Source organism: Ruegeria sp. Alg231-54 (assembly GCF_900143525.1).
GTDB lineage: Bacteria > Pseudomonadota > Alphaproteobacteria > Rhodobacterales > Rhodobacteraceae > Ruegeria.
In genome coordinates, this window is the sequence record NZ_FREZ01000002.1 from 211,378 (window position 1) to 224,424 (window position 13,047).

The following is a 13,047-nucleotide window of genomic DNA, read 5'->3' on the forward strand; positions in this document are numbered from 1 at the left end:
CGGCGACATTGCCTTTGCGCAGCAATGTATTCAAGCCAGATGCAGGTGATGGCTGGCGTTCGCGGCAAATTTGCATAGCATGGCGGAATGGACCGCGAGCAGGATCTATACCCGCCGATCAAGGCGCTGTTCGAGCGTCAGGGCTATACCGTCAAAGGCGAAGTCGGCGCTGCCGATATCGTCGCTGTTCGAGATGGCGATGAGCCGGTGATTGTTGAGCTGAAGCTGCGGTTCTCATTGGCGCTATTTCATCAGGCAATCACGCGGTTAAGGTTGACTGACCAAGTCTATATCGGTGTGTGCAAACCAAAAGGGCGAACCGCGCGGCGTGCGTTAAAGGACAATTCGGCGCTGTGCCGCAGGCTTGGTCTCGGTCTGATCACTGTACGTGCTGACGGCGCGGTCGAGGTGCAATGTGACCCTGGCCCGTATGCACCGCGAAAAAACAAAGCAAAAGCTGCTCGTCTATTGCGTGAATTTGACCGCCTTGAAGGTGATCCCAACGCAGGTGGGGCCACCCGGCACGGGATCGTGACGGCCTATCGTCAGGACGCACTGAAATGTGCAGCCCATCTGGCTGAATGCGGAGCGACAAAGGGGTCGGAAGTTGCCCAATCCACCGGCGTCGCCCAGGCCACGCGCCTGATGCGGGATAACCACTACGGGTGGTTCGACAAGGTCGAGAAAGGGGTCTATGCGCTGTCGGCTACGGGGGCCGAAGGGTTGAAACACTGGGCGTATAGCTGGGAAGATGCGAACTAGTCAGGCCGTGCGGCAATTTCGGCAATCATGGCGCGGCCTATATCTGAAAGGACGGCGTTGCGTTCAGGAAATGGCGCATCGCTTTCGGTCAGATAAATGGCGGCCAGATATGTGCGGGGCTCGGGTGTCTGCAAAAAGGCAACGATCGCACGGCTGCCGTGGCCTCCGGCACCGGTCTTGTCCCCGATCGTCCACCCGTCAGGCACGTGCGCGCGGATAAGACCGTCGGCCACTTGATCGTCTATCATCCATTGCCTGAGTTGAGCGGAGGATGCGGGTGAGAGCGCCCGGCCAAATAACAACCGGTCCAGCGTCGCCAGTATTGCCCGAGGCGTTGTTGTGTCGCGCGGATCGCCCGGAGTGGCTTCATTCAGGGCCGTTTCCCATCGATCAAGGCGGGTGATGTCGTCGCCGTTTGTCCGAAGAAACTCGGTCAGTCCGGCAGGCCCATCCAAGCGGCGCAACAGCAGATTGGCCGCAGCATTGTCGCTGATCGTCATCGTTGCTTCGCATAACGCTCCGACAGTCATACCGGTCTCAACATGTTTGCTGGTGACAGGGGAGTAATCTACCAGGTCCGTCGTCTGGTACTTGACGTGATCTGACAGGCTTTCCGTACCTGCATCCACCTCTGCCAGCACGGCGCCGCACAAGAGCGGTTTGAACGTGCTGGACATCGGAAACAGCTCATCGGCGCGGTATGAAACCTCCCATTCGTTGCTGGGATCATAAAGGAGCAGCCCGATCCGGGCATCAAGGCGGCGCTCCCAGCTCTGGACCGTTTCGGTAAGGGGCTGCGCCTGTGCTGATGTGGCTAAATCAACAGTAATAGTAATTAAAAACAACAAGGTAGTTGTGATTTTCCTGAACCCACGCATCGAATCTGCCTTGGTCAAATGTGGTCGCCATCGCCTTAGTTGGCTAGGGCGCTGTGTAAACCGGGCGTTCTGGGGTTCTCCGTGCGAAAAATATTCAGGCAACTTGTTGACTCGGTCATTTCGACCCCCTAGCTATGCGTCGTTATCACTCTCTACTACCGAGTGCTAACGCCTCGCTGAAAGGCGGGGGGAGGATAGATAAACTTTGAGCCCAAGGAGCTGCAAAGATGGCATTGAAACCGCTTCATGACCGTGTGCTGGTTCGTCGTACCGAAAGCGATGAGAAAACCGCAGGCGGGTTGATCATTCCCGAAAGCGCAAAAGAAAAGCCCAGCGAAGGCGAGGTCGTTTCGACCGGTGAAGGCGCGCGCAAGGACAGCGGCGAACTGATCGCAATGGCTGTTAAATCTGGCGACAAGATCCTGTTCGGCAAGTGGTCGGGCACCGAGGTCAACGTCAACGGCGAAGAGCTGTTGATGATGAAAGAAAGCGACATCATGGGGATCATTGAGTAAGCGCCAGCGCTTCTCTGATCTTCATTTCCAACATTTTTCTCAAGGAGAAACAACATGGCTGCTAAGGACGTCAAGTTCGACACCGATGCCCGCAACCGCATGCTGTCAGGTGTGAACATCCTGGCCGATGCTGTCAAAGTGACCCTGGGCCCCAAAGGCCGCAACGTGGTTCTGGACAAATCCTTCGGCGCACCGCGCATCACCAAAGACGGTGTATCGGTTGCCAAGGAAATCGAACTGGAAGACAAGTTCGAAAACATGGGCGCGCAGATGGTGAAAGAAGTCGCCAGCCGCACCAATGACGAAGCCGGCGACGGCACCACCACTGCAACTGTTCTAGCTCAGTCGATCGTCAAAGAAGGTCTGAAGCAGGTTGCTGCTGGCCTGAACCCGATGGACCTGAAGCGCGGCATCGACCTGGCAACTGCCAAGGTCGTTGAAGGCATCAAAGAGATGGCGCGTGAAGTCAAAGACTCGGCAGAAGTCGCTCAGGTTGGCACCATCTCGGCCAACGGCGAAGCCGAAATCGGTCAGCAAATCGCAGACGCGATGCAGAAGGTTGGCAACGAAGGCGTTATCACCGTCGAAGAAAACAAAGGTCTGGAAACCGAGACCGATGTTGTCGAAGGTATGCAGTTCGACCGTGGCTACCTGTCGCCTTACTTCGTCACCAATGCTGACAAGATGATTGCAGACCTCGACGACTGCATGATCCTGCTGCACGAAAAGAAACTGTCCTCGCTGCAGCCGATGGTTCCGCTGCTCGAGCAGGTGATCCAGTCGCAAAAGCCGCTGCTGATCATTGCTGAAGACGTTGAAGGCGAAGCGCTGGCAACTTTGGTTGTCAACAAACTGCGCGGCGGCCTTAAAATTGCTGCTGTCAAAGCACCGGGCTTCGGCGATCGCCGCAAGGCCATGCTGCAGGACATCGCAATCCTGACCGGTGGTCAGGTTATCAGCGAAGATCTGGGCATGAAGCTCGAGTCCGTCACCATGGACATGCTGGGCACCGCCAAGAAAATCGAAATCACCAAAGACGAAACCACCATCGTCGACGGTGCTGGCGAGAAAGCCGAGATCGAAGCACGTGTTGCTCAGATCCGCACTCAGATCGAAGAAACCTCGTCGGACTACGACCGTGAGAAGCTGCAAGAGCGCGTTGCCAAACTGGCAGGCGGTGTTGCTGTTATCCGCGTAGGTGGCATGACCGAAGTCGAAGTGAAAGAGCGTAAGGATCGTGTTGACGATGCTCTGAACGCAACGCGCGCAGCCGTTCAGGAAGGCGTTGTTGTGGGCGGTGGCGTTTCGCTGGTTCAGGCCGGTAAAGCACTGGACACTCTGAAAGGCGCAAACGCTGATCAGGACGCAGGCATCAATATCGTGCGTAAAGCCATCGAAGCGCCGCTGCGCCAGATTGCTGAGAACGCGGGCGTCGACGGCGCAGTTGTTGCAGGCAAAGTTCGCGAATCTTCGGAAGCGGCCTTTGGTTTCAACGCTCAGACCGAAGAGTATGGCGACATGTTCTCGTTCGGCGTTATCGATCCAGCCAAAGTTGTCCGCACTGCGCTGGAAGATGCAGCATCGGTTGCTGGCCTGCTGGTCACCACCGAAGCAATGGTTGCTGACAAGCCTGCCAAAGACGGCGCGCCTGCTGGCGGCGGCATGCCCGACATGGGCGGCATGGGCGGCATGATGTAAGACGTCGAATTCGCCTCGGCGAATTCTGACGGTCCCGACAGGCGCCTGGCAGTAAGGCCAAGCTGCCGAGAGGGAAGCCTTTGTATCTAGGGACGGGGTCGCCTTCGGGCGGCCCCGTTTCGTTTTGCGGACCATCCCGCAGGAATGTGAGTGTGCAAAACGCGCCGAAACCGGCTATGCGGTTGATATGAAACTGTTCCTACTCACGTGCCTGACGATGTGCGCCTTTGCGTCCAACTCGATACTTAATCGGCTAGCGATTGATAGTGGCGCCAGCGATCCCGCTTCCTTTGCCGTGGTGCGGGTTTTAGCCGGTGCAGTGGTGCTGGCCGGGTTGGTTCTTCTGAGGGCTGGCCATTTGCCCCTGTTTGACCGGCGCAGGATTGCCGGGGCGGGGTCGTTGTCCCTGTACATGATCGGATTCTCGGTCGCCTATCTGACGCTGGACGCGGGTCTTGGCGCGCTGATCCTGTTCGGGGTGGTGCAGGTGACGATGTTCACTGTGACATCAGTGAAAGGCACTCTGCACACTGGTCGGCAGATCGCGGGCGCCGCAATCGCGTTGCTGGGGTTGGGCTACGTGCTGTGGCCGTCCGGATCGATACAGGTCAACCCGATCGGGGCTGCTCTGATGATCGCCGCCGGGATCGGCTGGGCGATCTATTCGTTGGTTGGCAAGTCCGAACCGGATGCCTTATCCGGCACTGCGGCCAATTTTGTCGTGGCATTGCCCGTGACAACGCTGGCTTTGTTGGCGACAGGAGGGGCTTGGCACATGACCGCTAACGGATACTTGCTGGCCGCGTTGGCCGGCGCGGTCACTTCGGGGATGGGGTATGCGCTGTGGTATCAGGTTCTGCGGGAATTGACACCCACAACGGCGGCCGTCGTGCAACTCAGCGTTCCGATCTTAGCCATTATTGGCGGTGTCCTCCTGCTGGGTGAGGACGCCAGTCTGCGCCTGATCCTGGGGGCGGGTCTGGTATTGGGCGGAATTGCACTGGCCGTTCTGCGCAGGACGCCGCAGTAGGGGTTTATTCGCTGGACGTTAGGCCTTATCTGGCGGCTATGCGTTACTTGCTTGCCCTCTTTCTGTTCTTTGTGCCTGCCATTGTGCAGGCAAAATGCGTGGTCCTGCTGCATGGGCTGGCACGGACCGAAGCGTCTTTTACCGTGATGGAACAGCTGTTCAAGACGCATGGTTATACCGTCGTTCGTCCAGGATATCCGTCCACGGACCTGCCTATTCCCGAACTTGCCTCAAAGACGCTGCCAGATGCATTTGCCGAATGCGGCGACGACAAGGTCAATGTGGTTGCGCATTCGATGGGCGGCATCCTGTTGCGCTATTGGTTGCAGGATAACCATCCGGAGAATCTGGGCCGCGTCGTCATGCTCGGGCCGCCCAATCAGGGCAGTCAATTGGTTGACGAACTTAGCGCGTATGAGGTGTTTGGGATGCTGAATGGCCCGGCTGGCCTGGCGCTGGGCACGGGCCCCGAAGGTATCCCAAGGCAACTACCGCCTGCGGATTTTGAGCTGGGTGTCATCGCCGGCGAGAATTCGCTGAACCCGCTGTTTTCGTCGATGATCGATGGGTTGGATGACGGCAAGGTCTCGGTTGAAACCACCAAGGTCGACGGGATGGCGGACCATATCGTTCTGCCAGTGACCCACACTTTCATGATGAACAACCCCCGCGTGATGGCGCAGGCGCTGCATTTCATCGAGTTTGGACAGTTTGACCCACAGATCACATGGCTGGACGGGGTGATGGAAATCATCGACGAAATCTGCATCGGGCAGGATTGCTCGGAACCCGCGTCGGAGCCTTCTCAATGACTGCACTTTCTCTGACTTTATCCGGCGCAGAGGTCTTTTTGCCGGACCAAGGGATGACTCGTGCAGACCTGTCCATTTCCGAGGGGATCGTGCAAGAGGACCGCGCTGGCCGAACAATCGATCTGTCGGGATATCTTGTGATGCCCGGTATCATCGACCTGCACGGTGATGGGTTCGAGCGCCACATCGCACCGCGACGAGGGGCGATGAAGCAGATGGACGAGGGCATCCTGTCGGTCGAGGCCGAACTGGCCGCCAACGGGATTACGACGGCGGTTCTGGCCCAGTTCCTGAGTTGGGAAGGCGGCGTGCGCGGCCCCGAATTCGCTGGCCAAGTGTTCGATGCCATCGCGTCGGTCAAAGATCGCGTCGTGACTGATCTGCTACCTCAGCTACGGTTCGAAACCCACATGCTGGAGGAATACCCCAGCCTGCTTGAACGCATCACCGATTGGCAGGTGCCCTATGTCGTGTTCAACGACCACTTGCCGCATGACCGGCTGGCCGAGGGGCGCAAGCCGCCACGTTTGACGGGTCAGGCGCTTAAGGCAGGGCGCAATCCGGACGCACATTTTGAGATGCTGCTGTCCATGCATGCCCGCCGGGATGACGTGCCCGCTGCCTTGGACACACTCTGCGAGTCTCTGGCCGAGCAGGGTGTCCGTATGGGCAGTCATGACGACGCAACCGCCCAAACCCGCGCCGATTGGCGGGCGCGGGGCGCGCAGATCGCGGAATTCCCAGAAACGCTAGAGGCAGCCGAGGCTGCACGGGCTGCTGGGGATCACGTTATTCTCGGATCACCCAACGTGGTGCGTGGCGGATCGCACAAGGGCAACGTCAGCGCGTTGGATCTGATCACGATGGGGCTGTGTGATGCGCTCGCCTCGGATTACCATTACCCCAGTCCCAGGCGCGCGGCTTTGATGCTGGCCAAATCCGGTCTGTTGGATCTGGCCGGAGCCTGGGCGTTGGTCTCTTCCGGTCCGGCACGGGTTCTTGGGTTGCAGGACCGGGGCACGCTCGCCCCGGGTCAACGCGCAGACCTAGTGATCCTTGATGCTCGGTCCCACCGCGTCGCCGCCACGCTGGCTGGTGGGCGGGTTAGTTTCATGTCCGGCGATATCGCAGCACGGTTCGTGGGCTGAGTCACCGCGTGATGCGGTTGAAATGCGCCATCTTGCGGCCCGGTTTGACCTCAGCCTTGCCATAGAGATGAAGCGCCACGTCGCGTTCCCGTGCCAATTCCGGCACACGGTCCATATCATCACCGATCAGGTTCTCCATGACCACGTCCGAATGGCGTTGACCATCACCCAGGGGCCATCCCGCCACAGCGCGGATATGCTGTTCGAACTGATCCACCGCGCAGCCGTTCTGTGTCCAGTGACCCGAGTTGTGCACCCGAGGCGCAACCTCATTCACGATCAACCCTTCTGACGTGACGAACAGTTCGACACCCATGACACCGACGTAATCCAGCGCGTTCAAGATATTGGCGGCCAGAAGAACAGCATCGGTTCGTTGCGCCGGGGCAAGGCGGGCGGGTACCGTGGTGGTGTGCAAGATGCCATCGCGGTGCACGTTTTCACCGGGGTCGAAACAGGACACTTGACCGTCGATGCTGCGGGCGGCGATGACCGATACCTCGTGGCTGAAATTGACGAACCCTTCGAGGATTGCGGGCGCGCCTGCCATATCGGCCAGTGCGGCCTCGGCATCCTCGGGGCCGCGCAGGCGCGCCTGCCCCTTGCCGTCATAGCCAAAGCGACGGGTTTTCAGGATGGCTGGCGTGCCAATCTGGTCAATCGCTGCCTTTAGGCTGTCCAGATCGGTGATGTCGGCGAACGGCGCTGTTTTCAAACCCAATCCGGCAAGGAAAGTCTTTTCGGTCAGTCGATCTTGACTGACACGCAGCGCCTCGCGCCCCGGATGGATAGGGCAATGTGCTTCCAACAGGTCCAGCGCTTCGGTCGGGATATTTTCGAATTCATAGGTGATGACATCGACGGACTCGGCAAAGGCCTTCAGTGCCGCAGCGTCATCATAAGCTGCAGTCGTCACATGATCCGCCACCTGACCGGCGGGTGGGTTGGCTCCCGGCTCAAAGATGTGGGTTACAAAGCCCAACCGGGCCGCCGCGACGGACAACATCCGGCCTAATTGGCCACCGCCCAGAATTCCAATCCGCGCCCCCGGAGCAAGCATGTCCGTCATCAATCAGTCTCCAACCTTTTTCCAATCGCCTGCAGGGCCGAGCGCAGCGCATCATGTGCGTTGCCCGCATGCAAGGCCTGCGTCATTTGCAGGCTGAGTGTTCCATCCGTTGCCAGCGCGTCCCGCTCTTCGGCCAAACGCCCGGCTTGCCCGGTTTGCATCGTGTGCAGAAACCCGGATAGCAGCTGTGTCGTATAAAACTCTGAGGCATCCGCGTCGCCCGTTTGCTCGGCCAGCCACTCGGCACCCGTTGCCAACACGTCCAGAATGCCCGGGACCATGGCGCAGACGGCAAAATGTGCATTCAGCGCGGCCTCGTTGGATACCTTGACGACCGGGTTTTCGGGTTCGAACAATTCGGCCAGCAAGGCGTCGTTTCCGAACGCTGCAAGCGGGCATCCACCTTGTTGAAGAAAACCCAATGGGATCGTTTGCACAAAGTCAGTTGCGGGGACGCATAACGCAGCAAGCTGATCCACCGATACAGCCGCCATCACTGACACGATCTGCTGATCCGAGCGAAAGTTTAGCTGTTCCAAAACTTCCGGGGCGATTTGGGGGCGCAGGCAAAGAAAAACGATATCTGATGCGTCAAGAACCGCTTGTGGGTTCGCGACCGCGACATCCAGTTCAGCTTTCAGTTCGGACGAGACTGTGGCGTTGCGCTCTGTCACAGCGATCTCGTGCCCTTTGGCCGCAAGAAAGCGCGCAATGGGGGCTGCAATATGTCCGGTTCCGATGAAGCCGATACGGCTCATCCCTGCGGTTCCTCGGGGATTGAGGCCGAAAGGGCCGCGCGCCAAGCATCCAGACGATCAGCCAGCGCGGAGTCTTGCAGGGCAAGGATACCGGCCGCCATCAACCCGGCATTGGCCCCACCGGCCGAGCCAATAGCCATCGTCGCCACCGGAAAACCTTTGGGCATCTGCACAATGGAATACAGCGAATCGACGCCGGACAGGGCACGGGTCTGAACAGGCACACCGATCACCGGCACGCGCGTCTTTGAGGCCATCATCCCAGGCAGATGCGCAGCACCGCCCGCACCGGCGATAATCACATCCAAGCCGCGCTGAACGGCGGTTTTGCCATAGTCCCAAAGGCGATCAGGGGTGCGGTGGGCCGAAACGATGCGTTTTTCATACGCAATGCCCAGTTCATCCAGAATGTCTGCGGCTTCTTTCATCGTGGGCCAGTCCGACTGGCTGCCCATGATGATCCCCACTTTCACATCGCTCATCCACTTGTCGCCCTTGCCTGCCGAAAGAGCGCGCACTATAGCCAAATCGGCCTATCTGGCAATGCGGAACAGGGCCTTCAGGCGATGATATCCGGGGTCAGACGATCCTCGATCAGGCGAATGATGTCCTTAAGGCGCAGTTTCTGCTTTTTCAGCCGCTTGATCGTTAACTGATCCGACGTCCCCGTCGCTTGCAGCGCCTCGATCGCTTCGTCCAGATCGCGGTGCTGGCGGCGAAATACCTCCAGCTCGACCCGAAGAACTTCATCTGTTTTCATTGAAATGTCAGTGGGCGCGTTCATGAACGACTCGGTTGTTGTTGTGGTGCTTTCCACACAAGATAGTGTGTCAGGGTTTATCCGGCCAGACCTTGTGGACATCCCTGCATATTCCCATATTCTATCATACGCGGTTGCCAAAACGGGACCGCACCACACGTCGCTTTGGCAATAAAGGACGAAAATACGTGTCGAAACTTACTCTTGGCTCATACCCGCATCTTTTGGGGTTCGAGCAATTGGAACGCCTTCTGGAGCGGTCTGCAAAGGCCGGCAACGAAGGATACCCGCCCTATAACATCGAACAGACCTCGGATTTTTCCTATCGTATCACCTTGGCAGTTGCCGGTTTTGCGGAAGAGGACCTGTCGATTACCATCGAGGATCGCCAACTGGTGATCCGGGGCCGTCAACGCGACGATAGCGAGGGGCGCATCTTTCTGCATCGCGGCATCGCGGCGCGTCAGTTCCAGCGCATGTTTGTGCTGGCGGACGGTGTAGAGGTGGGCGAGGCGATCATGGAAAACGGTCTGCTGCATGTGGATCTGACCCGCGCCGTGCCTGAAACCGTGGTTCAGACAATCAATATACGGAAGGGGTAAGAGCAATGAATACACCGATTGAAATCAACACCGAAGGCGACCGGATCGTCTATGTAAAAGCCGTCGATGTGGCTGACCTGCCGCGTGAAGTGCGCGAACAGGCTGGTGATCTGGATCAGCTCTACGCTGTGCATGACTCGGATGGTCAGCAACTGGCCCTGGTCGCAGATCGCAAGCTGGCCTTTATTCTGGCGCGCGAACATGACTTTTCCCCGGTGGCCGTGCACTAAATCGGCCCCCGCAGCGTGTGATTTTCCCGTGACATCCGCCGCCCCACGGGTGAGATATGCGAACCAATACGGGTTCGCAGGCGGAGGCACCAAACATGAGTTGGTTTGATTTTGACTGGGTGGACGCATTCAGCGACCGCGCATTTGGCGGTAATGGATGCGCCGTGGTGCATGGTGGGGCCGTCCTGCCTGAAGATGTCTGCACGGCATACGTGCGCGAAACGTCCTTGGTCGAATGTACCTTTACCGGGCCGTCTGACGTGGCCGACTTCCAAGTGCGCTATTTTCTGGCCAGCCGTGAAATCCCTTTTGCGGGGCATCCAACCATTGCCACTGTCGCGGCGATGCGGTCGCGTGGGCTGTTTCAGGGGGATGCGCTGACACTGGACACCGGGGCAGGGATCGTTTCCATCCAACTCAATGGTGATGAGATTGAGATGACGCAGGTTGCCCCGCAATTTGGTGCGATGGTTCCTGCCGATCTGGTTGCCGCCGCCATCAGCCTGCCGGAAAGCGCGATCATCTCCCCACCTCAGATGGTATCCACAGGGTTGCCTTTTTGTGTCACCGTTTTGCGTGATCATGAAGCCTTGCGCGCCGCGAAGTTGGTTGAAGAACCTTTGCGAAAAGTGATCGAAGCAGGCGGGTATTCGGGGTCGGACATGGCCGAGCCCTTCCTTGTGACGCTGGAAGGTGCGACCGAGGCGGGCGACACATTCTCACGTCTGTTGATGCTGCCGCCCAGCCCGCCCGAGGATCCCTTCACGGGATCCGCAACCGGGGCGATGGCAGCTTATCTGTGGAAGTATGGTTTGATGCCCAAAGATACGTTTACGGCAGAACAGGGCCACGACTTGGGCCGCCCCGGCCAAGCGACCGTTACACGCGTTGGACCCGCCGATGCGATGACCGGTATCAAGGTGGCGGGTCGCGGCTATATTCTAATGCGCGGTCAGGTCAATTTTCCCGGGCAACTGTCATGACCGAACCCGCGATCGCCATCCTGCCTTACGGGCATCGATTAGGGCCGAAACTGGCTTCGGTTCCATTGTCCGATCTGATCTGGCCCGAAGGGTGCCCCGAGCGCTTGATGGGCAAAACAGTTGGCGATCTTGAGCGTACCGACCATCTGATTATGTATCCCAATTCTACCGTGCATTTGCGCCTGCGCCGGGGCACCCGCGCCCGGATTTCGCTGATGATGGGCGAACCGTCGGCCATTCACGCCAAGCACGACAAGATGCTCCGCTACACATGGCGGCGGTTCTTTCGGGTGATGACGTTTCATGATGTGCTGTTGCGAAACCTTCCCAATGCGGTGTTTCTGCCCTACGGCGTGACGATGGTGCCGGATTGGCGTGACCTCAACGTAGAGAAAACGAAGTCCTGCTCGCTCATTGCCTCAGCCAAACGCGATCTGGAGGGGCACCAACTGCGCCATTCGGTGATTGACTGGGTGCGGAAAACGGGTGCTGACGTTGATATCATGGGGCGGGGATACATGCCATTTGACCGCAAATCCGACGGCTTGGCCCCGTATCGCTATTCCGTTGTGATCGAGAATGTTCGCGAGAAGAACTATTTCTCGGAAAAGCTGACAGATGCGATCTTATGCTCAACGGTCCCGATCTATTGGGGGTGTCCGAATATAGGGGACTTCATGGACACAGCCGGTATGATCCTCTGCGAATCCGAGGCCGACATTCAGCGCGCGATCAACAGCCTGTCCGCTGACGACTATGCCGAACGCCTGCCGCATCTGAAAGCTGCGCAAAGCAAGGCGGCAGAGTTCGGTGACTTTGAAGGCCGTGCGGTGCGGACCCTGCGCGAACAGATAAACGCGGCCTAGTGGTCCGATGGCCGCGGGGCCAGCCACCCCACTGGTAAAATCGGGTTCGCCAAGGCGTTAATCCCGTGCCGAATGCAAAGTCGCTGCAGATATGATCCGGTGACCGGCAGCCCGGCGGTTTTGCCTGCCATGAACTTTTTCTGATGTCCGTAGATGTGGACTGAATGCACCTTATCCCGTTCGATCTCGGTGGTGGAAATGCGCGGATCGTGGAGTTTCCATAGCTGTTCCTTGTCCAAAGGATAGAACACATCCGGCTGCATCGCGTGGCTGTCTTCGCCGGTCTGGCGCAGAAAAAACTCCAGCGCCTTGGGGCCAGAGCTGCCCCAGGGCAGTGTTTCAATGCCCCAGGTTTCACCGTTTCGGATGCGCCTGCGATTGTGTCGAAACAGCCGCCCGCCACGCCAGGGCTGGGTCGGGTTGGCCGAGGTCACGAAGTCAATCCATAACGCCAGTGTCTCTGAGTCTGGTGGCAGACGCAGAACACCATTGGGAAAGGTGCCTGATTGCGACGACCCGAAAACGTAAGACGCAGAAAAGTCGAATGGCCTGACGCAATATGCATCCAGATCGACCCAGATAAATGGGATTTTCTGCATCAATCGCAGACGGAAAATGTCGGAAAACACTGCGACCCCCAACCGGTCTTCCGGTCGGAAATCAAACGGCGCGGGCCAAAGGATATCAGATGCGGGCCGTATCTCGGTGCCGCTAGGCACGCCTTCGATGTCATGCAGGGTATACAGGATAAACCGGTGGCCGTTATCCAGATAGGATTGAATGCATAACGCCTCGAGCCAGCTCAGATCTGAACCGAACCAGAAACTGGCAATTGCAGGCAGGTCGCGGGTCATGGGCACTTTGCATTTTGGTTAGGATCTGCATTTGCACCAAGGCAGCGTGCGCTTGTCAATCCAACAAAAAAAAGCGGCCACT

Annotated in this window: 16 protein-coding genes; 10 read left to right on the forward strand and 6 right to left on the reverse strand. The window is 58.3% G+C overall.

What is annotated here, in order from left to right; genetic code table 11:
• Positions 1-87 precede the first annotated feature (87 nt).
• Positions 88-762 carry a DUF2161 domain-containing phosphodiesterase gene (locus DHN12_RS05535; RefSeq protein ID WP_108859275.1) on the forward strand — a complete coding sequence of 225 codons (675 nt, stop codon included), beginning with the start codon at positions 88-90 and terminating at the stop codon, positions 760-762.
• On the opposite strand, the gene bla is transcribed toward DHN12_RS05535, so the two are convergent.
• A complete protein-coding gene (gene bla / locus DHN12_RS05540; RefSeq protein WP_108859276.1) occupies positions 759-1,640 on the reverse strand; it encodes a class A beta-lactamase in 882 nt (293 codons plus the stop codon). The two genes, DHN12_RS05535 and bla, sit on opposite strands and share 4 nt — an antisense overlap.
• Before the next feature lie 227 nt (positions 1,641-1,867).
• On the opposite strand from bla, the gene DHN12_RS05545 reads away from it, so the two are divergent.
• The 5 genes from DHN12_RS05545 (at position 1,868) to DHN12_RS05565 (ending at position 6,843) form a co-directional block, all read left to right on the forward strand.
• Positions 1,868-2,155 (forward strand): co-chaperone GroES, encoded by a 288-nt coding sequence (locus DHN12_RS05545; RefSeq protein ID WP_108859277.1) that lies wholly within the window; start codon positions 1,868-1,870, stop codon positions 2,153-2,155.
• A 54-nt stretch (positions 2,156-2,209) separates the two neighbouring features.
• On the forward strand, positions 2,210-3,853 hold the full coding sequence (gene groL, locus DHN12_RS05550; protein WP_058275524.1) for a chaperonin GroEL: 1,644 nt from the start codon (positions 2,210-2,212) through the stop codon (positions 3,851-3,853).
• A gap of 187 nt (positions 3,854-4,040) precedes the next feature.
• Positions 4,041-4,883, forward strand: coding sequence for a DMT family transporter (locus DHN12_RS05555; RefSeq protein ID WP_108859278.1), 843 nt, complete (start codon positions 4,041-4,043; stop codon positions 4,881-4,883).
• Between the two features lie 38 nt (positions 4,884-4,921).
• Entirely contained in the window at positions 4,922-5,695 is a 774-nt protein-coding gene (locus DHN12_RS05560; protein ID WP_108859279.1) for an alpha/beta fold hydrolase, read from the forward strand.
• Entirely contained in the window at positions 5,692-6,843 is a 1,152-nt protein-coding gene (locus DHN12_RS05565) for an alpha-D-ribose 1-methylphosphonate 5-triphosphate diphosphatase (protein WP_108859280.1), read from the forward strand. The genes DHN12_RS05560 and DHN12_RS05565 overlap by 4 nt, the downstream gene beginning before the upstream one ends.
• Before the next feature lies 1 nt (position 6,844).
• Here the strand turns inward: DHN12_RS05565 and DHN12_RS05570 are convergent, their stop codons facing one another.
• The 4 genes from DHN12_RS05570 to DHN12_RS05585 form a co-directional block, all read right to left on the reverse strand.
• Positions 6,845-7,912 (reverse strand): 5-(carboxyamino)imidazole ribonucleotide synthase, encoded by a 1,068-nt coding sequence (locus DHN12_RS05570; protein WP_108859281.1) that lies wholly within the window; start codon positions 7,910-7,912, stop codon positions 6,845-6,847.
• Positions 7,912-8,670: an NAD(P)-binding domain-containing protein gene (locus DHN12_RS05575; RefSeq protein WP_108859282.1), complete on the reverse strand. Its 759-nt coding sequence runs from the start codon at positions 8,668-8,670 to the stop codon at positions 7,912-7,914. The genes DHN12_RS05570 and DHN12_RS05575 overlap by 1 nt, the downstream gene beginning before the upstream one ends.
• On the reverse strand, positions 8,667-9,152 hold the full coding sequence (gene purE / locus DHN12_RS05580; protein WP_108859283.1) for a 5-(carboxyamino)imidazole ribonucleotide mutase: 486 nt from the start codon (positions 9,150-9,152) through the stop codon (positions 8,667-8,669). Before purE ends, DHN12_RS05575 begins: the two co-directional genes overlap by 4 nt.
• A 77-nt stretch (positions 9,153-9,229) precedes the next feature.
• Entirely contained in the window at positions 9,230-9,454 is a 225-nt protein-coding gene (locus DHN12_RS05585) for a YdcH family protein (protein ID WP_058275529.1), read from the reverse strand.
• 164 nt (positions 9,455-9,618) lie between these two features.
• On the opposite strand from DHN12_RS05585, the gene DHN12_RS05590 reads away from it, so the two are divergent.
• From DHN12_RS05590 to DHN12_RS05605, 4 genes are all read left to right on the forward strand, one after another.
• Complete coding sequence (locus DHN12_RS05590; RefSeq protein ID WP_058275530.1) at positions 9,619-10,032, forward strand: Hsp20 family protein; 414 nt, start codon at positions 9,619-9,621, stop codon at positions 10,030-10,032.
• Between the two features lie 5 nt (positions 10,033-10,037).
• The gene (locus DHN12_RS05595; protein WP_058275531.1) at positions 10,038-10,262 is read left to right on the forward strand and encodes a DUF1150 family protein; all 225 of its coding nucleotides are present in this window, start codon (positions 10,038-10,040) and stop codon (positions 10,260-10,262) included.
• A gap of 95 nt (positions 10,263-10,357) precedes the next feature.
• Positions 10,358-11,245, forward strand: coding sequence for a PhzF family phenazine biosynthesis protein (locus tag DHN12_RS05600; protein WP_108859495.1), 888 nt, complete (start codon positions 10,358-10,360; stop codon positions 11,243-11,245).
• Complete coding sequence (locus DHN12_RS05605; protein WP_108859284.1) at positions 11,242-12,111, forward strand: glycosyltransferase family 10; 870 nt, start codon at positions 11,242-11,244, stop codon at positions 12,109-12,111. The genes DHN12_RS05600 and DHN12_RS05605 overlap by 4 nt, the downstream gene beginning before the upstream one ends.
• On the opposite strand, the gene DHN12_RS05610 is transcribed toward DHN12_RS05605, so the two are convergent.
• Positions 12,108-12,965: a hypothetical protein gene (locus DHN12_RS05610; RefSeq protein ID WP_108859285.1), complete on the reverse strand. Its 858-nt coding sequence runs from the start codon at positions 12,963-12,965 to the stop codon at positions 12,108-12,110. The two genes, DHN12_RS05605 and DHN12_RS05610, sit on opposite strands and share 4 nt — an antisense overlap.
• Between the last annotated feature and the right edge of the window lie 82 nt (positions 12,966-13,047).

Coding starts and splice junctions, on each gene's coding strand:
- DHN12_RS05560 (WP_108859279.1), top strand. CDS start 4,922: ATGCGTTACTTGCTTGCCCTCTTTCTGTTCTTTGTGCCTGCCATTGTG.
- groL (WP_058275524.1), top strand. CDS start 2,210: ATGGCTGCTAAGGACGTCAAGTTCGACACCGATGCCCGCAACCGCATG.
- DHN12_RS05585 (WP_058275529.1), bottom strand. CDS start 9,454: ATGAACGCGCCCACTGACATTTCAATGAAAACAGATGAAGTTCTTCGG.
- DHN12_RS05545 (WP_108859277.1), top strand. CDS start 1,868: ATGGCATTGAAACCGCTTCATGACCGTGTGCTGGTTCGTCGTACCGAA.
- DHN12_RS05595 (WP_058275531.1), top strand. CDS start 10,038: ATGAATACACCGATTGAAATCAACACCGAAGGCGACCGGATCGTCTAT.
- DHN12_RS05605 (WP_108859284.1), top strand. CDS start 11,242: ATGACCGAACCCGCGATCGCCATCCTGCCTTACGGGCATCGATTAGGG.
- DHN12_RS05535 (WP_108859275.1), top strand. CDS start 88: ATGGACCGCGAGCAGGATCTATACCCGCCGATCAAGGCGCTGTTCGAG.
- DHN12_RS05555 (WP_108859278.1), top strand. CDS start 4,041: ATGAAACTGTTCCTACTCACGTGCCTGACGATGTGCGCCTTTGCGTCC.
- bla (WP_108859276.1), bottom strand. CDS start 1,640: ATGCGTGGGTTCAGGAAAATCACAACTACCTTGTTGTTTTTAATTACT.
- DHN12_RS05575 (WP_108859282.1), bottom strand. CDS start 8,670: ATGAGCCGTATCGGCTTCATCGGAACCGGACATATTGCAGCCCCCATT.
- DHN12_RS05600 (WP_108859495.1), top strand. CDS start 10,358: ATGAGTTGGTTTGATTTTGACTGGGTGGACGCATTCAGCGACCGCGCA.
- DHN12_RS05610 (WP_108859285.1), bottom strand. CDS start 12,965: ATGACCCGCGACCTGCCTGCAATTGCCAGTTTCTGGTTCGGTTCAGAT.
- purE (WP_108859283.1), bottom strand. CDS start 9,152: ATGAGCGATGTGAAAGTGGGGATCATCATGGGCAGCCAGTCGGACTGG.
- DHN12_RS05570 (WP_108859281.1), bottom strand. CDS start 7,912: ATGACGGACATGCTTGCTCCGGGGGCGCGGATTGGAATTCTGGGCGGT.
- DHN12_RS05565 (WP_108859280.1), top strand. CDS start 5,692: ATGACTGCACTTTCTCTGACTTTATCCGGCGCAGAGGTCTTTTTGCCG.